This is a genomic window from Gracilibacillus phocaeensis (assembly GCF_900626275.1).
Lineage (GTDB): Bacteria > Bacillota > Bacilli > Bacillales > Amphibacillaceae > Gracilibacillus > Gracilibacillus timonensis.
Map to the genome: position 1 here is coordinate 467,069 of NZ_LR131142.1, position 21,399 is coordinate 488,467.

Sequence of the window (21,399 nt, forward strand, 5' to 3'; positions counted from 1 at the left end):
CGATTGACATATAAAAAAATCACATAGTAAGATGATAAATGAAAACACATTCATAAAGAAAGAGGAGATAACAATGAAATGGATGAAAAGATTAGCGATATTTGCGTTTGTTGCCGTATTAGTTGCTTGTGGTAGTGATGATGGTTCGAGTGGCGACGCGACCAATATAACCGTATTAATTGGAAAAAATGAAATCGCCACTCAATTTGAAACAATGGTAGAGGATTTTAACGCATCACATGATGATATTGATGTAGAAACAATGCCTCTTGGTGGACAGAACGCGTATGAACGAATGACAACCCTTTATTCTTCTGGAAGCGCTCCTACTATTATGATGATGAGATTTCTTCCTTTCATGACCGATTGCTAGATTTATCTGATCAGCCTTGGGTCGAAGAAGCCTATGAAGGGACACTGGAATTTGCAGAATATGATGAACAATATTTAGGAATGCCAGTAACAGTGGAAGCTTTTGGATTTATTTATAACGAAGATGTAGTTAATGAAGCTGTCGGTGGCGAGTTTGATCCAGCTTCCATCAATACACAAGATGCCTTGCGTGGATTGCTAGAAGATATTTCAGCTCTTGAAGATACAGAAGGCACGTATATTACTAGTGAAGATTGGACTTTAGGTGCACACTGGACCAACCTTCCTTTTACTAACCAGTCAGAAGAGACGGAAGAAAGGCATCAATTCATGGAAGATTTGAAAGCTGGGGAAGTAAGTTTAGCCGATAATGAAGTATTCAACGGTTGGCTAGATACCTTTGATATGGCAAAAGAGTTTAATGGTGCAAAAAATTCTCCATTGTCTGCTCTTTTTGATGAATCTACCATCCAGTTAAGCTCAGGTAGTGCAGGTCTATGGTTTATGGGTAACTGGGCATATCCACCGCTTAATGAATTAGATCCAGAGGTGAATTACGGAATTATGCCAGTGCCGGTTAGCAATAATCCAGACGATTTTGGGAACAGTAAAATTTCTGTAGGTGTACCATCTTATTGGGTAGTAGATGCAGAACAATCCACGGATGCAGAGCAAGAAGCTGCCAAGGAGTTTCTAAATTGGATGGTGTCTAGTGAAGAAGGGCAAGACTACTATGTTAACGAATTTAAATTTCTTCCTATTTATAACCACATGGACATTGAGCCGGAAGATACCATATCCAAGCAAGTGCTTGAATACATGGAGAATGAAGAAACATTAGAGTGGATGAATCTATACTATCCATCGGATGCTTACCCTACTATGGGTGAATCTATGCAGAAATATCTTGCTGATGAGATCAGTCGTGAAGAACTAACGGAAGAATTCCAAACCTATTGGGAAAGCCAAGAATAGCAGAAATAGAGGGATAAGTGAATGACTTATCCCTTCACTTTCTAATTGAGGTGTAAGGAGGTAGAAAAGACATGTACAACGAAAAAAAAGCAGAGAAGCTTAAAGTGTTTTTTACGTTTGCCTTTATCCCACTTTTTGCTTTTTTTGCTGTTATTGTTATTCCTTTTCTTTTAGGGATTTTCATGACGTTTACGGATTGGGATGGGCTATCTGGTTCCGTCAATTTTCTTGGGATTGCAAACTATGTCGAGGCTTTTAGTGATGCAGAGTTTTGGGGCTCGTTGGGTATTACCTTTAGATATGTATTTTATACTCTGATTATAACGAACGTGATTGCTTTTGGCCTAGCTTTAATAGTAACCAGTGGGATGAAAGGACAGAACTTTTTCAGATTAGGTTTCTTTCTGCCAAATTTAATAGGGGGCGTTATTTTAGGTTTTGTTTGGCAGTTTATCTTTTCACGTGTTGCAGTCAGTGTTGGAACATCTCTTAATTTGGAAATATTCTCTTCATCTTGGTTAGCGGAGCCTGACAAAGCCTTTTGGACACTTGTCATTGTTGGGGTGTGGCAAAGCGCAGGGTATATGATGCTTATCTATGTAGCTGGTTTAATGGGTATCCAACAATCGCTCATTGAAGCTGCCACGCTAGATGGAGCAAGTAAATGGAAGCAATTAATCAAAATCAAAATTCCATTAATGGTTCCTGCTTTTACGATTAGTCTTTTCCTAACATTACAGAGAAGTTTTATGGTTTATGACACGAACCTTTCTTTAACAGAAGGTGGTCCTTATCGATCGACAGAGCTAATATCAATGCATATTTATAATGAAGCTTTTCTCTATCAGAATTATGGGCCGGGTCAGGCTAAGGCGATTGTGTTGTTTATTATCGTAGCTATCATAGCTCTTGTTCAGGTTAGCGTATTGAAAAAACGGGAGGTGGAATCCTAATGCGTAATAAAAGAAGGTTCAATACTATACTTTTATTTATTGTTTCTACCATTCTCTTTGTATTGTTTGTGTTTCCATTTTTCTTGGTTGTTATTAATTCCTTGAAGGATCGAACCAATATTATTCAAAACCCATTAAGCTTCATGGGGGAATTAAGCTTTGACAACTACATTCAGGCTTATGAAACGATGAATTTTGCTTCTGCTTTATGGAATTCTTTGTTGGTGACCATTGTATCTGTCATCGTTGTGATCATATTTTCTGCGATGCTTGCTTATTACTTAGTAAGATGGAAATCCAGATTAAACACTTTTATTTTTTCTCTACTAATCGCTTCCATGATTATTCCGTTTCAAGCGATTATGATTCCGTTTGTCTCTTTCTTTGGTGATTTGAATATGCTTAACAGCCCGTTTGTTCTTATATTCTTTTACTTAGGTTTCGGAGTCAGTTTAGCGACATTTATGTACCATGGTTTTATCAAAGGTATCCCGAAAGAATTAGAAGAAGCCGCATTTATCGATGGGGCAAGTCGTCTTCAGGTGTTTTTAAGGGTTATTTTCCCAATGCTAAAACCCATTACGGCGACTATCGCCATTTTAGATGTATTATGGGTTTGGAATGACTTCTTATTACCATCATTGGTATTAACATCAGCGGAAAATCGTACCATACCATTATCCACTTACTATTTCTTTGGACGTTATACTGCTGATTATGGAGCAGCCATGGCTGCACTAGTGTTGGCGATTATTCCAATTGTTATCTTCTACCTCATTTTACAGAAGCAGATTATTAAAGGCGTGGTGGATGGAGCGATTAAATAACCCATTGTCGATTGGATGATCCGTATAGATGAGTTTAATCGTTGTTATGTTTAGTCCTTTCCTACTCGTGGTATTATGGACAATGTAGGGCATACTAACCTTAGATTACAAAAAGGAGTGTATGATAATGGCTAAAATTGCAACCGTAATTACCGATATGTTTGAAGATGTGGAATATACAGATCCTGCACAGGCGTTTCAGGATGCAGGTCATGAAGTCGTAACGATTGAGAAAGAAGCTGGTAAGCAAGTAGAAGGAAAACAAGGCGAGGCGACAGTTACCATTGATAAAGGGATAGACGGCGTATCACCGGGTGATTTCGATGCCCTATTTATTCCTGGTGGTTTTTCTCCGGATATACTGCGGGCGGATGACCGCTTTGTGGCGTTTGCCAAGCATTTCATGGATGAGATGAAGCCGGTTTTTGCGATTTGTCATGGTCCTCAGTTGTTGATTACAGCAAGGACGTTAGACGGTCGTGGTGCTACAGGATTTAAGTCAATCCAGGTCGATATGGAAAATGCCGGCGCGAAATTCAAAGATGAAGAAGTGTTTGTTTGCCAAAATCAACTAGTAACTAGCCGTACACCGGATGATTTACCAGCATTCAAACGTGAATCGTTAAACGTATTGGCATCTTAAAGGAGGAAGAGGGCAGTGATGACTGCTCTCTTTTTCTTGATATACTGGAGTAATGGTTTGATGAGAAAAAGATAAACGTTCCTTAATCCCTTCGCCAGAACATGATTAACGTGTTTGAATATGATATGATAGTTGTAAAGTAAAAGCGGAAAGGAATGATTTTTAATGGCCATTCCCAACGAAAAAAGGAAATATTCATACGCTGATTATCTAACCTGGGAGGAAGGGGAAAGGTTGGAGTTAATAGATGGGAAAATATGTAATATGTCTCCAGCTCCTTCACGTAGACATCAGCAGATTCTAAGAGAGTTATCTACTGCTTTTTCAGTGTTTTTGCGAGATAAGGATTGTGAAGTATTTTTTGCACCGTTTGATGTTCGCCTTTTAGCTGAGGATAAACAGGATAGTGATGTAAATAATGTCGTTCAACCGGATTTGTCGGTTGTGTGTGAGCAAGATAAACTAGATGACAAAGGTTGTAATGGATCACCAGATATGATTATCGAAGTTCTTTCACCTTCCTCTGTGAAGTTAGATCGATGGGAGAAATATCAGTTGTATGAACAGGCGAAGGTAAAGGAATATTGGATTGTTGATCCGATTAACGAATCAGTAGAAATACATTGGCTGGCGGGGCAGAAGTACAAATTTCAAGGAGTTTTTACAAAAGAGGACACGGTTTCTGTTGAAACGTTAACGGGATTAAACTTAGAACTAAATCGAATATTTGAATAAGAAGTAGCTGCAATCTTTCTTCCAATCGAAAATACGACAAATGCAAATGAATCTGAAGTATTTTTAATAACAGAATAAAATGAATCCGCTATCAATCTAACAAAGCTCTCGATTTTTTCTGAACACAGTGTCACTGCAGTTCCCTCCGATTTATTTAACAAAAATAGAATTTTGTGGTAGGATAGAGAGAACATAACGAAGGAGGGATAGGATGAAAAGCACAGGTATTGTCAGAAAAGTAGATGAACTGGGGAGAATTGTGATTCCAAAAGAATTGCGTAGAACACTAGAGATCGATATCAAGGATCCGATGGAGATTTTTGTCGATGAAGAGAAAATTATTCTACAGAAATATACACCGGGACATGCCTGTATTGTAACTGGTGAAGTCAATTCAGACAACTTAGTGCTTGGGGGAGGCAAGATCACCTTGAGTCCGGAAGCAGCTAGGCAGCTTGTCGAAGAAATAGAGCAACAATGAGAAACAGAATGAATAATGAGAAAGATGTAGTAGGAGAATGTGGAATCCTCGCGGGAACGCTCTCTTTTTCATTCATATAACAAACAACGACCTGTTTTCCCTAGAAAAGGAGAACAGGTCGTTGTGTTATTTACAGATAAATCTCTACACGATTTGGTTGATCATCGCTTAATAATGCTTGGATCTCCTGTTTATCTAGTTGAAACCCGCCGGTACGGTATGGGTTTACTAATGTTTTCGTTTCGATGCTGTGTCCGTTCACTATCACCTTGTGCTCCGCTGCTGATGTGTGGTAAATGAAGGTGACAGGTTTGCTGCAACAATGGAAATCGAATTGCAGTCCGTCTAATTCATCGGTAAGAACGGGATCGATAATCACACCGTCTTGTACTTCGCGTATACCTAAGGCATTGGTAATTAGCTGATTGATATAGATTCCCGGGCCGCTGGAGTATATCCGCCAGCCGCCTTTGACAGCAACTTCGCCGGTTCGTAGCTTGTCAAAGTCTTTCGCTGCTTGATAGCGAGTGGCGAACTTACCATCTGAACTGCTGAAGTAGGTATTGCTTTGGCGCAGCTCTGCGTTGGTTACTACATCCTTGATACCAACTGGGTTGATTACCGCTAAACCTTGCCATACTTCTTCTGGTTTGCCGAGTTTGGCCATGGCTTCGATGAAACGGATATGGGCATGTACATACTGTAAGCCGATTTCACGACCGAAATTACTGGCTTGCTCTGCCCGTTTAAAATGAGTACTGACGCCGCCATTATATGGAGCAGGCTGACTCATTAGGCGTACACCATCTGGGAAATACAATTTATTTCGGATTAATTGATAATGATCCTCTGCCTGTTCCTTGGTGAACAGTTCACTAATAATCGAACGTTGCATAGGCAGTAAGCGATATTGAATCCCGGTGCGCTGGTCTGTTGGATGCAAGATTTTCTCTGGATGCTGCGTATCTTCCATATAGATAAATCCTGGCATGACCTGATCATCTAACATATAGGTGGTGACATCTTGCTTGATCGCCTGAGCTAGTTCTTTCCACTCGTCAGCTTGCGGATAGCCTTGTTGTTCACCTATCTTGGCTAATTTGGTCAAGGATTGATAGAGCAGAGCTGTTGTCCAGGAGCTGACCATATTCGTTTTAAAGGCTGGGTTAGCAGGCTGTAATGTATCATCCCAATCCCCGTCGTCATAGGCGGGCAAATGAGTTCCATGTAAAAAATGCTGCTTTATATAGGTCATCTGTTTCTCGATATGATGCCACAGCGTATATTTCTTGTCGGTGAACTGTTTTTCTTCGCGATCCATGTAAGCCAGTTCTTCCTCTAAGATGGAGGTGTCCCCAGTGGCTTCAAGATAGTCACCAACTACCTTCAATGGCCAGACGATAATATCCCCGTGACTTTCTTCTTGCTGGATGGAAGTATAGCGGTCAAACATAAACCATTGCGGCCAATCACCTTGATCGGCGTATTGATGGGCGTATACCCTTTGAATAATATCTTTCACGGTTTGGTAATTGCCTGTCGCCATAAAGTATTCCAGTGGTCCTTGATTGACATCCCTCGTGCCCCAAGCGGCTCCGCCATATTGTTCAAGACCGTGTGGATTGGAGAAATGAACCAGCATATTATGGGTATACCACCATGCCAGAATATTTAATCTTTCCACAGCGGATTGCTGTTTTCCGTCTATGTCTAAATGGAAGCCACCCAGTAATTGTTGGTAAAAATCGCGATATCGTTCCGTTTCTTGGGCAAAATCGTGGGATACCAACGTTGGAAATGTTTTTTTGACATCACCTTGCAGGATGACGGTAAATTGATTGGCAGCGGAGAGCTCCATGACAAGTAAAGTGGCTTCTCCTGGTTGGGCATTGGCAGCTAATCGGCGCTCATCGTAAAGAGTGACTTCTGTTCCTGTCATCTGCATTTGATAGTGCAATCCTGGATAAACGGCGTCTGCTTGTTCCTTTTCGAAATAAAAGGAATCGTCTGTTGTTTGCATTGCCGATAGAAATTCTTCGGTCAATTGCTGTGTCAGGATATAGGAATAAGCCTTTCCGGACGCTGATTCTACTTGAAGCTGTGCTTGTTGTTGATCAACCATGGTAAAGCTAGTAACCATGATCATGTCTTCCGCTGTTTTATAGTACCAGCGTGTATAGTTAAAACCAATCTCAAACAAAGATGGCATGGTTAGTTGCTGGTACTTATCGTTTAATTTGACATAAAGACGTTGTCCTGCTGTTTTGAAACGATTCAATGGATTGCGAGAATTCGTCATCCATTTATTGAGCTCTACGTTTCCGGCTGATACCTGTGAGTTAAAGATGCCGTACATATAAGCAGTGGAGGTAAAGACATCCTCGCGTACATGATCGTTATTTCCACTTAATAGGATATGACCATGCGGTCGCTCTATGCATTGTTCTTTCTTTTTTAGCACAACATGCTCATACGTATCTGTAAAAAAGGATAACAGTTGATCCTCTTGGTATTCTTCTACCTTGCGTTTAGGAAAATAAGTGGCAATCTCTTCTGTCGTAAGTGTCTCGGTCTGAAGTGGCTCGGCAAAATCGTTGGACCAGCTTATCCCTGCTTGATCCTTGTATGCCGAAGCTTGTTGTTTTACTTCCTGCCACGCTTGTTGAATCTCTTCGGTAAAAGTCAATTCAGTAATGGCTTGAGCATGGTTCGGCTGGAAATGCCCATAAAAGACAAATTGTTCTTCACCTTTTAGCGTTAATTGTTCAGATTGGAGACCGGTGTACGCAAATTCATACTGATAAACCTCGTTTGCTAAGTGCTCCTGATTTAATGCCTCTGGCTGATTCGTCGTTTTATAGGATAAGCCAAAAAACTGAAAGCCATCGGTAGAATAACCAACCGTTTTGTCTAATGCTCCTTGTTGTAAATAGGGGTGTTGCCCATCTTGTGGTTGGTTCTGACGAGCAGTAACGACGTAACCTTGCTGGGCATTCTCGAATACGTGATAATCGATGTATTGAGATACATAGGATTCGTTTGCTTGAACGGCTCCTTTGCCTGCTAAACCAAGATCTTGTCCGTAGATCAAGTCTACTTGTTTGTCCTTACCAGATAGATTAACTTCCCAGAACCAAGTAGACTGGTGCAGATGGAAAATCACTTCATAATTTACCCCGGCAAACTTTCCCGTCCACTTCGCTTTGTTTTCCCCTAGCGAGAAACGACTGTCGGAATGAACACCTAATAGTGGAGCCGAAGCAAGATGGCCATCTGTTTGCACGACACGTAAGTAGATATTCTGTAACGATCCATCCAGGCTATTGGATAATACTTGGTTGATTAATATATTTTCATGTTGAATGCCATAGATATCTCCACTGTTTAAGAAAGAGAAGTCTAGTAGGTCGGATCTAAAAGTTGCGATAGGCTGTGTGGTCATGATGGTCCCGTCCTTTCTATATTAAATAAGCGTAAAAAATGTATTAACGGTTTCTTGGCTGTTTGGCCCTACTAACACCTCGAAATCACCAGGGTCACTACTGTAACTCATGTCGGAATGGTAATAGCGGAGTTGCTCTTCCGTTAAGGTAAAGTGAATCTCCTGTTCTTCCCCAGGGAGGAGCTTCACTTGTTTAAAGTCTTTTAATTCTTTGACCGGTCGGACTACTTCACCCACTAAGTCACGTAGGTAAAGCTGCACTGTCTCCGTTCCTGTCCAATTGCCCGTATTTTTGACTTTAACAGTAAGGTTAAGTGTACGATCAGACGTCAATTGATCCGTGGATAATACAGGTTCTTGGTAAGCAAAAGTAGTATAGCTTAAGCCGAAACCAAATGGGAATAATGGTCCATTCGGGCTGTCCAGATATTGAGATACATATCTAACCTGGGCATCTGGTGCCCCTTTCGGTCTGCCGGTATTGTAGTGGTTGTAGTACACAGGTATTTGCCCAACGCTGTTAGGGAAGGACATGGTTAGTTTGCCAGAGAAATTCTCGTCTCCATATAATAAATCAGCTAAAGCATTGCCGCCCTCTGTACCTGGGAACCACGCCTCAATGATTGCATGGGAATGCTCGATAACTCCATGTAAATCAAGAGGTCGCCCGTTGAATAAAATGCTGACAATGGGTTTATCTAGCTCTGCTAAGGACTGTAATAAGTCGAGTTGTGCCTGCGGAAGTTGAATATTGGTTAAGGATCCGGCTTCACCACTCATTGTTGAATGTTCACCAAGTGCTACGATTAAAACGTCCGCTTGTTGAGCAACGGTTAATGCTTGTTCTAAAGAAGTGGCGTTTATCTCTGAAATATCACTGCCGACAGCGAGTAGCGGCTCTTCTTGTAATTTATTGACCAACCCCTGTCTTAGCGTAATGGCGTCTTCTTTAGAACCTTGCCATGACCATTGTCCCAGAATATCCCCATTGTCGGCAAAAGGGCCAATCAGTGCGACCTTTTGTGATTTCTGTAATGGTAAGGTTTGATCGTTTTTTAACAAGACGCTACTCTCGATGGCCAGCTGCTTGGCTGCTTCTCGATGAGGGGCAGACATGATAATCTGTTCTTCTTGTACGGGATCAGCGCCACGGTATGGATTTTCAAATAGTCCCAACTCTTCTTTAAACTGCAAGATACGCAAAACGGATTGATCGATGGTCTGTTCATCGATAACTCCTTCTGCTACCAATTCTTCCAAATGGCTGGCATAGCAGTCGGTCATCATTTCAATATCGGTTCCTGCGCTTAATGCCTTTCTAGCGGCATCTTTTTTATCAGCAGCGACTCCGTGGGGGATTAATTCTTTTACTGCGCCCCAATCCGATATCATAACACCATCAAAATCCCAGTCTCCACGGAGCAGACCGTTCATTAAAGTTTGATTGGCTGTAGCGGGAATACCGTCTACAATATTAAAGGAAGACATCACCATCTTACAGTCTTCATCCAGGGCTGCCTTATAAGCTGGCAAATACATTTCTTGGAGCTGGCGGTCAGACATATTGACCGTATTATAATCACGTCCGCCTTCTGCTGCTCCGTATGCGGCGAAGTGTTTAACACAAGCGGCTACATGTTCCTTGCTTTCTTTCAGATGATCACCTTGGAAACCGCGAACTTGCGCCTTGGCGAATACGCCATTTAAATAAGGATCTTCACCGGTTGTCTCCATTACGCGACCCCATCTCGGATCTCTGACAAGGTCGACCATCGGTGCAAAAGTTACGTGGATACCAGATACTGCCGATTCCTTTGCGGCTACACGGGCGCTTTCCTCGGCAAGGGCAGGGTTCCAGGAACAGCCAATGGCCAGTGGAATAGGAAAGATGGTTTTAAAGCCGTGAACAACATCCGACATGAAAAGCAAAGGAATGCCCAAACGACTTTCGGCTAAGTGCTGTTTTTGAATCGAGCGAATTTCTTCCGCACCTGAAGCGCCGAGTACCGAACCGATATTGGGAATATCCTCATCGGTTATTTGCATTGCTGCCATCGGGCCGGTTATTTCTCCTTGTTTACTGCTGCCCTTAAAGAAAGGAGTAGCCAACTGTGTAAGCTGGGCAACCTTTTCAGGTAGTGTCATTTGATTTAAAAGCTCATATAAGTCGCGTTTCGACATATAACAATCCTCCATTTTACGATCAAATCTATGGGTTTCTTCGAATGATAGGGCATGCAGGGATATAGTCTGCATGCCCAAGGATGTTACTTAATTCCAGATACATTGAATCCTTCGATAATGTATTTCTGGAAAATGGCAAACACAATCAAGATTGGAATAACCATGATGGATGAACCAGCCATTTGTAAGGCATAACTTGTCGTATTGGCATCTTTGAGCAAGGAAAGTCCAACCGATAAGGTGTAGAGTGATTCGTCATTAGCGATAATTAATGGCCAAATAAAGCTATTCCAAGAAGCGATAAAGGTTAAAATCGCTTGTACGGCAATGATTGGTTTTGCCAATGGAATAATTAGCCTGAAAAAGATTCGAAACTCTCCTGCGCCATCTAATCTCGCTGCCTCAATTAATCCATCGGGAATCGTCACCATGAATTGCCGTATGAGGAAAATATTAAAGGCGGCGATCAATCCAGGCAGGATAATACCAGACATCGTATTGGTTAAGTTCATGAAATTTAAGATTAAATAGGTTGGAATCATCGTTACCTGACCAGGAATCATCATGGTAACAAGCACAATCCCAAACCATATCTCTTTACCTTTAAAATCAAATTTACCAAAGCCATAGCCAGCCATCGTATTAAGGAGTAAACCTAGAAAGGAGAACAAGACGATAATGAGTGTGTTTACTAAGTAGACTCCAAAATTTAGTGATTCAAATAACTCAATGTAATGTGAAAATATCGTTGTTTCTGGAAAGAAGGTAGGTGGAATCGACACCACTTCGATTTCCTGCTTAAAGGAACTTAGAATCATCCAAATAAAAGGAACAGAAACAAGAATACTTCCAAGGACTAAAATCAAAATGACCATCGTTTTTTCAAAATTATTTTTTAATTCCATAGTTCCCACCTCATAGAGTGTCTTCTTTCTTACGAAGTTTGAATTGGATCATTGTTGCAATAATGATAATGGCAAACAGTACAAACGATGCCGCCGATCCATAAGCGAACTCATTGTATTGGAAACCTTCCTGATAAATAAAGAGGGCAATAGAATTGGTACCATTCAATGGACCACCCTCGGTCATGACGAAAGGCTCCTCGAAAAATTGGAACCAGCCGATTAAGGTTGTAACGACGACGAAAAAGGTAGCAAAACGCATCGAAGGCAGTGTGATCTTCGTTAATTTCTGCCATCTGTTGGCGCCATCAATATCAGCTGCTTCATAATACATTTTTGGAATGGATTGTAACGCAGCTAGGAATATCAACATACTAATGCCATTACTTTTCCACACGGCCATTAAGATAAGTGATAATTTTGCAATAGTAGGCTCTTCCAACCAGGGAATGGCATCGACATTGATTACCGAAAGTAAGTAATTAAACAAGCCATAGTTCTGGTTATATAAGAAGCTCCATATAACCGCAATAGCGACAATATTGGTTACAGAAGGCATGTAAAAAATCACCCGGAAAAAGGAAGAAAGCCCAGTGCTTATAAAATTAAGCAGTAACGCGATAACAAAAGAGCTTCCTACGGCCAAAGGGACGCCAATAATTACATAGACCAATGTGTTAACAATGGCTTGTCTAAATACACCATCCTGAAATAACTGCATGAAATTATCAAACCCGATAAACTCAATCTGTGACCAATCCGCTAAACCAGTCAGGTTAAGGTCGGTAAAGCTGATGACCAATGCCAGCAGGATCGGCAGAAAAGTAAAGACAAACAATAACAGTACCGCAGGACCAATGAAAATATAAGGAGCTATTTTTTTCATGTTCATAACGGTCCTCCTCTCTTAGTATCAAGTAAGGTCTAACAGGCTAAATAAGTTTACGGTTAGACCTTACTTTTAATGCGTTGCATACGAGTTAGTCTTCCAAGATACTTGCCGCTTCTTGGTAAAATTCTTCAACCGCGCCGTCTACATCTATCGCACCACGGGCGATCTTCTCCATCGTGTTTCCTAATTCTGCACCAAGCTGTTCGTATTCAGGGATACTTGGAGCTAATTGTGTCTTCTCCATCTGTTCTTCGAATACACTCAACATCTCATCATCTGCTAGAGCAGGGTCTTCCCAAGCTTCATTTACAGCTGGGAGGGAGTAAGAGGCTTCAAACCATTGAACTTGTGTTTCTGGTCGAGCCATATAATCAAGGAATTGCGCTGCTTTGTCTGCCTTATTGGAATTATGGAAGATAGCTAATTGCGTTCCTCCAATATAAGTGTCTCCATTTTCTGCGACGGGTAGTACTTTCACATTCCACTGACCTTCTAACTCTGGTACTTGTTCATTGATGAGATCTACCATATAAGGACCTGAAATGAACATTGGCAGGGAACCATCTTGTAAGCCGACCATTGGCTCTTTTCCTTGGTCTTGGACGGGTGCATAACCGTTTTCAAACATTTCTTGATATAATTCGAACATGGCCTTGAATTCAGGCTTTTTAAAGTTTTCTGCTCCGTCGGATTCCTCGAATGTCCAACCTTGACGAGCAGCGGCTGCGAACATCATATTAAAGTCTTTTTCAGGGATACCCATTCCAAATTGATCGTCACCACGTTCGCTTAATTGTTTTGCGGCATCAATCAAGTCTTCTTGTGTTTCCGGTCCGTTTGGATAGCCAACCTCATCTAATAAGTCACTGCGGTAATATAGCCCGTTCACTGCGACAAACCAAGGCATAGCTTGAATCTTATCATCAATTTTTACGGATTCCATCGCTGACTCATTAAAGTTTTCCTCTTGCAAATTTGGATAATCTTCATTGCCAAAGAATTCAGATAAGTCCATATATGTGTTGGATTCTGCAAACTCTGGAATCCAGCCAGCTGGTTCTTGTAATACGTCCGGTCCGTCACCCGATGCAACAGCGGTCAATAGTTTGTTTTTGGCGTTGTCCCACGGGAGGGATTGCACATCTACTTCAATACCTGTTTCTTCTTCAAAATCCTCTGCAATAACGGCTAGCTTTTCACCTTCTCCGCCCATTCCCCATACTTTTAATGGACCATCAGAATCTCCGGATGATGTGTCCGAATCATTAGACGAGCAAGCGCTTAATACCATAAGCACGCTTCCTATAAATAGTGCAAATAACATCCATTTCTTTTTAAACATGGTGCTTCCACTCCTTTTATTAATGAAATCGTTTAACAAGCTGAAAAAATAAATATCGAAACGTTTCAGTTAAAGTGTAAACAAAATCTCGTAAATTGTCAAAAAATATTTTTGGTTTTTTTTCATTCTAATGATGATAGATATCGGTAAAACAGTGATTATAAAGGGTTAATTCTTTTATTTTTAGTGTTAAATAATGAGAATAAGCCATTTCCTTTTAGTAGAAAATGAGTGCTTTGGTTGCGAAACGTTTCGATTAAAGCGTTACAAAATGGATTTAACACATGCTGGATTTTGCCATTCAGTTTACAGTTATCTTGGTAAGCTGAAGCTTTACATTACATCGGAAATCCCTCCGATCTTGATTGTTTGGGTGTAGACATTCGCGACTCCAAAATGATGAAAAAAAGGTTTCGCGAATGTCGACTTATCCAATCGTTAACTACCCGCGAGCTCTAACTTCAAGCCGTTAGAAGTGGCAGGCTTGAAACTGAGTGGGGGCAAGAAGTGCTAAACATCTTGGTAAGTCTTGCTATCCATCGAGGGAGAAAGAATATTCCTGTTGATGAATAACAGTCTTACTGTATCGGCTAGTTTTCCATACCCGTTTTAACAAGAGATTAATCAATGATTGTTTTGATTGGTTGCCTCTAAGTACTTTTGACGTAAATCTTCACGGCCTACTTCTCGGAGATTATCGGCCCATTGCTGCTCTTGGATATATTTGTATGGACCGCTCTCTACGATGAGAGGCAGCGGGTCTGGGGCTGAACCAGGCTGACCGACTTGTTCATGCCACCACTCCATTAATAAATGATCCAAATCTTTTACTATATCTGGTTGTGATGGCGCTAAATTGTTAGTCATATAAGGATCGTTCTTCATGTCGTATAACTCGACTGGTTCGAGTGGTACGACGCCGGGGTGATAGGTGCGCATCAACAGCCATTTATCTGTCCTGACCGAACGGCCGACACTGTATAAAGCATGATCCCAGACGAGAAATTCCCTTGGTGTATATGCTTCGCTATCAGAAATCAATCCAGCGAAAGAGCACCCATCCCACTTTTTGGGGACGCTAATTCCTAATAAGTCACAAATGGTTGCGATAAGGTCAACGTTGTAAACCAAGTCATGATATTCTTGGTTTACGGAAGTCTGACCAGGCCATTTGATAATCATCGGGATATGATGAACCGCCTCATCGGCACAGGTGTGGTCGCCGTATACGCTATGTTCACCCATGGCTTCCCCGTGGTCTGCGCTAATGATAATGGCGGTATCTTCCATGATTCCTAATTGTTCCAGTTTATCAAACAATAATCCGAGCTGATCGTCCAGATAACGAACTGCGCCATCGTAAGTATTCACAAACTGGATAAAGTCTTGCCTGTCTTGAATGCGGTCTGGTAAATAAGAAAAAGGGCTTTTATTACTGCCTGGGAACAACATTCTCGCACCATATGGGGCATAGCTATCCTGTTGTTTAGTTATTTCGGCTTCATCTGGCCAAGCAGGTGCAGCCTCTTTTTCAAACATCGTTGCATAGGATTCGGGCATCGTGTATTGGCGATGTGGATCCCAGAATTGAATATGCAAAAAGTAATCCTCTTCCTGGCCACGTTGGTCTAGCCATGGGAAAACGGCGTCGAGTACTTCGTCTGCATTTTCATCCCCTTTTTTCAAAGAGTGAGTATGGACCTCATTCCATCCTGCCATATACCAAAAAGCGTCATGGCGATCGGCAAAGGAGGAAAAAGTGGTTAATTTATATCCATTTTGCCGTAAAAGACGCATAAACATAGGTCTGTCAGGATCGCTTGTGTAGCGGAAGTCGCAGCCTGGTCCCCAATGTGTCATGACGCCAGAATGGATGCCGAATAGCCCGCTGGCAAAAGAAGCTCGTGATGGTACGCAAGGGGAGCTGGCACAGTATGCCTTGGAAAAGCGCGTTCCTTGTCTTGCGATTTGATCCATGTTTGGCGTGGTATTTCGGTGGTAACCGTATGCTCCCATATGATTGGGGCGCATTGAATCGATATCGATGTATAGTATGCGCATTAGTGTAACCTCCTTAGATATCAGAGCGTTTAAGATCTGTCCCTTCTTGTTCTTCTAGCAAGTCAGCCGAACGTTCCGTTTTGCTTGGTAAGGCTGGGAAAGGTGCTGTTGGGAGTGATTGGTACCAATAAGCAGTACTGCAATAGTCATCGCTCAAGTCGAAATAGGCGAAGTCATTATCGCTCGGTGGGCCAGCTGCACGATAACCACGATATTCCTCGCCGAAATGTTCTTTGGCCTTGCCGCTGGATCCATAGGCGATCTGCTGCACGGTCACCTTCAAATCTTCTTGGAAATAAATAGGGTCCGTTACATGAAAACGATAAATCGAATATAATCCCGTGTTTTCATCGGCAAGAGGGACGCCTTGATAAGGAGTGATAATTTCTTCAAGTCCCCATGCTGATCCGATGTAATCTTCTGTCCCTGTCCCACAGATGGTTGGGTATTTTCCATCTCCATCGAGGAAAAATTTCAATTCGCCTTCGCCCCACCAAGCATCGCGGTATAAGGAGCGGACGCCCAGTACTGTTCCTAAGTAAACTCCTTTTCCTTGTACTCCGTCGATAATGGTATAGTCTTCGTGGAGTGGGTTAGGATTGGCTCGACGGAATTGGGCGTGGAAATAACCGTCATCCTCTTCCACTTGGTCGCCTAGCGTAAAATCAACTTGATAAAAAAATAGGTCAACATCGCGCGTGGCATCATTCTCTATCGTTATGCGAGCGTGCTTTTGGAATGGCATGGGTATCCAGCAATTAAAGCCTTTTCCATCCTGCATCGTGACACAGCTGGATAATATATTTCGTTGGCGGCCGTGAGCAATTCCAAAGAAATCCCCTAGTGGCACTTCTACACTTGCCTGATCTTGGTGATCCCAATACATACGGATAATCACATTTCGCATATGATCGATCGACCCGGGTGGGAGGGTGCACCAGATATGACGTACCATTCCAGGGCCGTCTGTATCTAATAAGGTATAGGTTTCTCCTTGTTTCAATGGGCTGATACAAGGAGAGCCCTTTCGTCCACCTCCAGCTTTTCCACCCGCACCAGCCTCTGCATTTTTATTTTCAGCCGTTGCTGCTCTGCTTTTCAGGTTTTTTAATTTATACATGATTTCGTATGCCTCCTTTGATAAAATAGGTGATAAATACATCGCTTACAAAAAGAAAAATAAGAAACGTTTCGACACAGTTTCATCCTATAACATAAGTTGTTTCCTGTCAAAAATAAGAGGATGTGAAATACTTTCATTTACTTTATATAATGCATAATTTTCAAGGTAGTGTTATAATGGAAAATAGAGTAACTGTTGTTGGATAAGAAGCTAGTTAACTATTTCTGAAAATCAAATAGAGGATATTTATCAAAACGTTTCAACAAACGGTTTGAATCTTAAAAATAGTCCGGTGCAATCGATAGAAGGATGTTCTCTATAGGTGAGGGCTGCTTGGTGTGACGTATACATATTTACTGAAGAATGTTGATGGTGATCTTTTTCGATATATAACATGGTTGGGGGAAATATTATGGCGACAATCAAAGATGTAGCAAGAGTGGCAGGAGTAGCAGTATCCACTGCCTCCTATGCCCTCAATAATAATGGCCGGGTAAGTCAGAAGACCAAGCAAAAGGTAGAAGAAGCGGCCAAACAATTGAATTATAGAAAGAATGGTATCGCGTCCGATCTAAAGCGCACGAAGACGAATACCATCGCGCTTATTCTGAGTGACCTATCTGGGCCGTTTTATTCGGAGTTGATTAAAGGAGTTCAGGATATTACCACAGCAAATGGTTATGACCTGATCGCTTGTAGTTCCATTGGAGGAAAACAGTCCACTGCCGTAAAATTTTTGATGGAGAAACGGGTGGATGGTGCGATTATTCTTGCTAATAACATTAGTGACAAGATAACTTTACAAGCTTCACAAGGTGGTCTGCCGTTAGTTGTGCTGGATCGAAATGTGCAAGGAGAGCATGTCTATCATGTGGAAGTAGACAACGAAGACGGTGGTTTTAAGGCGACGGAGTTTTTGATTAATAAGGGACACCGACAAATCTCTTATATTGGCGGTCCTGTCGATTCTTACGATAACAAGAAACGATTAATCGGTTATCAAAAAGCGCTTAGGAAAAATAATCTGTTCGAGCATTCCAAATGGAATTTGCAAGGAGATTTTACGAGGGAAGGCGGTTATCGTGCTACCAAGCTTCTGATTGCTCAAGGGGAATTGCCATCGGCTATTTTCTATGGTAATGATGAGATGGCAATTGGAGGAATGCAGGCATTTAAAGAAAATCAAATTCGAGTGCCTGAGGATATTTCGATCATTGGTTTTGATGATATTCAATTAGCGGAATTTGTTACACCGTCTTTAACCACCATCAAACAGCCAAAATATGAGGTAGGTGCCTTGTCTGTTCATCTTATCTTTCAATTGTTGGAAGGGAAACAGATTAATGAACAGTATAAGCTACCCACTGAGTTAGTGGTTAGGGAATCCGTCGTACTTGCCCAAGAAAGACAATCTATAGGAAGTAGGTGATGTAAATGCTTGCGGAGAAAGTATTCATTCAGGAAGATAAGAAATTGCCTTATTTATTTCACGCGCCGGAACAGGTTTTACAGGGAGAGCAGGGGGAATGGCCGCTTGTCTTATTTTTACATGGCGCAGGCGAGCGTGGTGATAATTTAGAAATGGTAACTTATCATGGTTTTGCGAGTAAAATGACTGAGCCCGAGAATCAAGACGCTCCGTTTATTTTTGTAGCTCCACAATGTGGGGAGGATGCTTACTGGACAGAAGAATTATCAGTCCTCAGCGGCTTATTAGATGAAATGATAGCGCATTATCCGGTGGATGAGCAACGTATCTATTTAACAGGCTTAAGTATGGGAGCGATCGGAGCTTGGAATCTTGCTTTGCAGCAACCAGAGCGTTTTGCGGCAATGGTGCCCGTCTGTGGTGCGCTTCGGTTACCAGAACATCGTGCGGAAGAGTTTCCGCAAACATTTTCTAAAAAAGATATACCGCAACAGTTGGAAAAACTGCAAGATTTACCAATTTGGGCCTTTCACGGTGAAGAAGATGATGTCGTTCCTGTAGAAGAAACAACGACGATGATAGATTATTTAAAGCGTTTTAATAACCAGGTACAGTTAACGGTCTACCCGGGGGTAGGGCATGACTCGTGGGTTCCGGCCTTCCAAGAGAAACGCCTGTATACGTGGTTATTCAGGCAGCATACATAGTAAAGGATCATCCATGTGTAACACATGATCACTATAAAAAGACGAAAGGAAGGAAGATAATGAGAGTATTGTTGTTGGATTTAGATTCCACTAGGCCAGATCATATGGGGTGTTACGGTTATCACCGTAACACGACTCCGAATATTGACAAAATAGCAGAAGAAGGGGTTCGCTTTACCAATTATTATACGACCGATGCGCCTTGTGCTCCTTCGCGTAATGCGTTGATGACCGGACGGTTTGGGATACATACTGGTAACATTGGTCATGGTGGGACAGCAGGTGATATGCGATTGGAAGGAGAAAACCGTGAATTTCATGATCTTCTGAAAACGGATAGCTTGCCAACCGTCTTTCGTCAAGAAGGAATGAAGACGGCTTTGGTCAGTCCTTTTGCTGAAAGACATTCCTCTTGGCAGTTTTATGCTGGTTTTAACGAAATGTACAACACTGGAAAGACGGGCGATGAGTCGGCAGAAGAAGTGACGCCGACCGTGCTGGATTGGTTAGATCGTCACGAAGATCAAGATGATTGGTTTTTGTATGTGAATTATTGGGATCCGCATACCCCGTATCGTGCGCCTGAATCATTTGGCGATCCTTTTAAAGAGGAACCACTGCCTGAATGGATTACAGATGAGGTGCTGGCAGAGCATTTAGAAAGTATTGGCCCGCACTCGGCCCGTGAGATTAATATGTATGATAATAGTGAACGGCCGAGCTTTCCGCGTCAGCCAGGTGAAATAACGGATAGACAAGGCTTGCGACGTGTGATAGATGGTTATGACACAGGTCTTCATTTTCTCGATCAACACATTGGTCAGTTATTTGCCAAACTGGAAGAACAAGGTTTATTAGAAGAAACCATCATTATTATCACGGCCGATCATGGTGAGAATCTTGGGGAGCTTGGTATCTATGCGGAGCATGGTACAGCCGATCAAATGACTTGTCGTTTGCCGATGATTATTCGGTGGCCGGGTATGCAAGCGGGTCATGTAGATGAAGACTTGCATTATCATTTAGACCTTGGTCCTACCTTGGCTGAACTGTTCCAACAAAAACCTCGTGCCTCATGGGATGGTCAAAGTTATGCGACGGTGTTAAAGAACGGGGAGCGAGCTGGCAGGGATTACCTCGTGTTCTCCCAGAATGCTCATGTTTGCCAGCGAAGTGTTCGTTTCGACGATTGGTTATATATCCGTACGTATCATGATGGCTTTCACTTATTTGATAAGGAAATGCTCTTTAACTTAGCGGACGATCCTTACGAGCAAGTTAACCTTGCTGAAGAGAAACGGGATATCTGTAAAGAAGCGGTCTATCTCTTGAACGAGTGGCATGATGAGATGATGACCACGATGAAGTATGATGTAGACCCGATGTGGACGGTTATCAAGGAAGGTGGCCCGTATCACGCAAAACCAGAGAATCTACAAAGGTATTTAAAACACTTAAGAAAAACAGGAAGAGAAGAAGGTGCAAGAAAGCTGGAGGAGAAATATGCAGCTGAACTAGCAAAATTATAATGATTAAAAGGGACATTCGTCTGGCTGGGCGGTGTCTCTTTTTTTGAGGGATGAGTAGAGTCGTGATGACGGGCGGAATGGAGTGGGATTCGAGGGGAGTGGTCATCCTATTTGTCGAAATGACGGCCAAAAAAGAGTAAAATTAACGGGAGATGGCCGTCATAATATGACACGTTGAAAGAAGATCTAGTTTTGGCTGGCTGGTTCAACAAATCAGTTTTCCTTATAATAACAGAGAATGATTCGGTCGAAGCTGTATACAATATAAGTATTAATGGAAATAAGGAGAGAGCGAGTTGGATATAGCGAAACTACAACAACAGCTTATAGACCGGCAAGAACAATTAATTGAAAGGAAAAGACGTGGCATGGAAAGTACGTACGAATTCAGCCAGGAACTATCCGATTACGACAACCATCCAGCTGATACAGGAAGTGAACTGTTTGACAAGGAAAAGGATAGTGCGCTGCAACGACATATTGAGCAAGAACTATCCGATATTAATGAGGCTCTTCACGCAATGGAAGAAGGTACTTATGGCATTTGTAAGGTCTGTGGGGAACCTATTGCTAGTGAAAGGTTAGAGGCCCTTCCGACAGCCGATTGTTGTGTGGAGCATGCCAAAGAAAGGCCGCCTGCCACAGATACACCCACACGAATCACCAAAACAGTTGGTGATGATGGAGAAAATAGCTGGGAGGATGTAAGCCAATACGGCACATCCAGCAATTCACCTTGGTTTGATGAGCAATAATGAAAAACCCCCGAATTCTCCGAGAGTTCAGGGGTTTCTTGTTG

The 21,399-nt window shown here is 42.1% G+C and carries 18 protein-coding genes; 11 read left to right on the forward strand and 7 right to left on the reverse strand.

What is annotated here, in order from left to right:
• Positions 1-82 precede the first annotated feature (82 nt).
• The 7 genes from E0E32_RS22575 (at position 83) to E0E32_RS04320 (ending at position 4,986) form a co-directional block, all read left to right on the forward strand.
• Positions 83-373 (forward strand): hypothetical protein, encoded by a 291-nt coding sequence (locus E0E32_RS22575; RefSeq protein ID WP_286171714.1) that lies wholly within the window; start codon positions 83-85, stop codon positions 371-373.
• Positions 367-1,347 carry an ABC transporter substrate-binding protein gene (locus E0E32_RS04295; RefSeq protein WP_286171715.1) on the forward strand — a complete coding sequence of 327 codons (981 nt, stop codon included), beginning with the start codon at positions 367-369 and terminating at the stop codon, positions 1,345-1,347. Before E0E32_RS22575 ends, E0E32_RS04295 begins: the two co-directional genes overlap by 7 nt.
• A gap of 71 nt (positions 1,348-1,418) precedes the next feature.
• A complete protein-coding gene (locus E0E32_RS04300) occupies positions 1,419-2,300 on the forward strand; it encodes a carbohydrate ABC transporter permease (protein WP_130859078.1) in 882 nt (293 codons plus the stop codon).
• Positions 2,300-3,127, forward strand: coding sequence for a carbohydrate ABC transporter permease (locus E0E32_RS04305; RefSeq protein ID WP_130859079.1), 828 nt, complete (start codon positions 2,300-2,302; stop codon positions 3,125-3,127). The genes E0E32_RS04300 and E0E32_RS04305 overlap by 1 nt, the downstream gene beginning before the upstream one ends.
• A 124-nt stretch (positions 3,128-3,251) precedes the next feature.
• Positions 3,252-3,770 carry a type 1 glutamine amidotransferase domain-containing protein gene (locus E0E32_RS04310; RefSeq protein WP_130859105.1) on the forward strand — a complete coding sequence of 173 codons (519 nt, stop codon included), beginning with the start codon at positions 3,252-3,254 and terminating at the stop codon, positions 3,768-3,770.
• 165 nt (positions 3,771-3,935) lie between these two features.
• Entirely contained in the window at positions 3,936-4,505 is a 570-nt protein-coding gene (locus E0E32_RS04315) for a Uma2 family endonuclease (RefSeq protein ID WP_066196222.1), read from the forward strand.
• A 211-nt stretch (positions 4,506-4,716) separates the two neighbouring features.
• The gene (locus E0E32_RS04320) at positions 4,717-4,986 is read left to right on the forward strand and encodes an AbrB/MazE/SpoVT family DNA-binding domain-containing protein (protein ID WP_066196225.1); all 270 of its coding nucleotides are present in this window, start codon (positions 4,717-4,719) and stop codon (positions 4,984-4,986) included.
• 130 nt (positions 4,987-5,116) lie between these two features.
• On the opposite strand, the gene E0E32_RS04325 is transcribed toward E0E32_RS04320, so the two are convergent.
• The 7 genes from E0E32_RS04325 to E0E32_RS04355 all read right to left on the reverse strand — a co-directional run bounded on the left by E0E32_RS04325 (position 5,117) and on the right by E0E32_RS04355 (position 16,932).
• Positions 5,117-8,428: a cellobiose phosphorylase gene (locus E0E32_RS04325; RefSeq protein WP_130859080.1), complete on the reverse strand. Its 3,312-nt coding sequence runs from the start codon at positions 8,426-8,428 to the stop codon at positions 5,117-5,119.
• Positions 8,429-8,449: 21 nt separating this feature from the next.
• Complete coding sequence (gene bglX, locus E0E32_RS04330; RefSeq protein ID WP_130859081.1) at positions 8,450-10,609, reverse strand: beta-glucosidase BglX; 2,160 nt, start codon at positions 10,607-10,609, stop codon at positions 8,450-8,452.
• A gap of 86 nt (positions 10,610-10,695) precedes the next feature.
• Positions 10,696-11,517: a carbohydrate ABC transporter permease gene (locus E0E32_RS04335; RefSeq protein ID WP_066196234.1), complete on the reverse strand. Its 822-nt coding sequence runs from the start codon at positions 11,515-11,517 to the stop codon at positions 10,696-10,698.
• A gap of 10 nt (positions 11,518-11,527) precedes the next feature.
• Positions 11,528-12,409, reverse strand: a complete 882-nt coding sequence (locus E0E32_RS04340) for a carbohydrate ABC transporter permease (protein ID WP_130859082.1) — start codon at positions 12,407-12,409, stop codon at positions 11,528-11,530.
• Positions 12,410-12,497: 88 nt separating this feature from the next.
• Positions 12,498-13,751, reverse strand: a complete 1,254-nt coding sequence (locus E0E32_RS04345) for an extracellular solute-binding protein (RefSeq protein ID WP_066196236.1) — start codon at positions 13,749-13,751, stop codon at positions 12,498-12,500.
• Positions 13,752-14,375: 624 nt separating this feature from the next.
• Positions 14,376-15,812 carry a sulfatase family protein gene (locus tag E0E32_RS04350; RefSeq protein WP_130859083.1) on the reverse strand — a complete coding sequence of 479 codons (1,437 nt, stop codon included), beginning with the start codon at positions 15,810-15,812 and terminating at the stop codon, positions 14,376-14,378.
• A 13-nt stretch (positions 15,813-15,825) separates the two neighbouring features.
• Positions 15,826-16,932, reverse strand: a complete 1,107-nt coding sequence (locus E0E32_RS04355) for a glycoside hydrolase family 172 protein (RefSeq protein ID WP_066196241.1) — start codon at positions 16,930-16,932, stop codon at positions 15,826-15,828.
• 415 nt (positions 16,933-17,347) lie between these two features.
• Between E0E32_RS04355 and E0E32_RS04360 the strand changes: the two genes are divergently transcribed.
• The 4 genes from E0E32_RS04360 (at position 17,348) to E0E32_RS04375 (ending at position 21,355) form a co-directional block, all read left to right on the forward strand.
• On the forward strand, positions 17,348-18,364 hold the full coding sequence (locus E0E32_RS04360) for a LacI family DNA-binding transcriptional regulator (RefSeq protein ID WP_066196244.1): 1,017 nt from the start codon (positions 17,348-17,350) through the stop codon (positions 18,362-18,364).
• A gap of 5 nt (positions 18,365-18,369) precedes the next feature.
• A complete protein-coding gene (locus E0E32_RS04365) occupies positions 18,370-19,071 on the forward strand; it encodes a carboxylesterase family protein (protein ID WP_066196247.1) in 702 nt (233 codons plus the stop codon).
• Between the two features lie 59 nt (positions 19,072-19,130).
• Positions 19,131-20,600, forward strand: a complete 1,470-nt coding sequence (locus E0E32_RS04370; protein WP_066196250.1) for a sulfatase family protein — start codon at positions 19,131-19,133, stop codon at positions 20,598-20,600.
• 296 nt (positions 20,601-20,896) lie between these two features.
• Positions 20,897-21,355: a TraR/DksA C4-type zinc finger protein gene (locus tag E0E32_RS04375; protein WP_066196252.1), complete on the forward strand. Its 459-nt coding sequence runs from the start codon at positions 20,897-20,899 to the stop codon at positions 21,353-21,355.
• Positions 21,356-21,399 lie beyond the last annotated feature (44 nt).

Excerpts from the sequence above, each read along its gene's own strand:
- E0E32_RS04360 (WP_066196244.1), top strand. The coding sequence starts at position 17,348 with ATGGCGACAATCAAAGATGTAGCAAGAGTGGCAGGAGTAGCAGTATCC.
- E0E32_RS04320 (WP_066196225.1), top strand. The coding sequence starts at position 4,717 with ATGAAAAGCACAGGTATTGTCAGAAAAGTAGATGAACTGGGGAGAATT.
- E0E32_RS04370 (WP_066196250.1), top strand. The coding sequence starts at position 19,131 with ATGAGAGTATTGTTGTTGGATTTAGATTCCACTAGGCCAGATCATATG.
- E0E32_RS04365 (WP_066196247.1), top strand. The coding sequence starts at position 18,370 with ATGCTTGCGGAGAAAGTATTCATTCAGGAAGATAAGAAATTGCCTTAT.
- E0E32_RS22575 (WP_286171714.1), top strand. The coding sequence starts at position 83 with ATGAAAAGATTAGCGATATTTGCGTTTGTTGCCGTATTAGTTGCTTGT.
- E0E32_RS04315 (WP_066196222.1), top strand. The coding sequence starts at position 3,936 with ATGGCCATTCCCAACGAAAAAAGGAAATATTCATACGCTGATTATCTA.
- E0E32_RS04355 (WP_066196241.1), bottom strand. The coding sequence starts at position 16,932 with ATGTATAAATTAAAAAACCTGAAAAGCAGAGCAGCAACGGCTGAAAAT.
- E0E32_RS04345 (WP_066196236.1), bottom strand. The coding sequence starts at position 13,751 with ATGTTTAAAAAGAAATGGATGTTATTTGCACTATTTATAGGAAGCGTG.
- E0E32_RS04300 (WP_130859078.1), top strand. The coding sequence starts at position 1,419 with ATGTACAACGAAAAAAAAGCAGAGAAGCTTAAAGTGTTTTTTACGTTT.
- E0E32_RS04340 (WP_130859082.1), bottom strand. The coding sequence starts at position 12,409 with ATGAACATGAAAAAAATAGCTCCTTATATTTTCATTGGTCCTGCGGTA.
- E0E32_RS04350 (WP_130859083.1), bottom strand. The coding sequence starts at position 15,812 with ATGCGCATACTATACATCGATATCGATTCAATGCGCCCCAATCATATG.
- E0E32_RS04325 (WP_130859080.1), bottom strand. The coding sequence starts at position 8,428 with ATGACCACACAGCCTATCGCAACTTTTAGATCCGACCTACTAGACTTC.
- bglX (WP_130859081.1), bottom strand. The coding sequence starts at position 10,609 with ATGTCGAAACGCGACTTATATGAGCTTTTAAATCAAATGACACTACCT.
- E0E32_RS04335 (WP_066196234.1), bottom strand. The coding sequence starts at position 11,517 with ATGGAATTAAAAAATAATTTTGAAAAAACGATGGTCATTTTGATTTTA.
- E0E32_RS04305 (WP_130859079.1), top strand. The coding sequence starts at position 2,300 with ATGCGTAATAAAAGAAGGTTCAATACTATACTTTTATTTATTGTTTCT.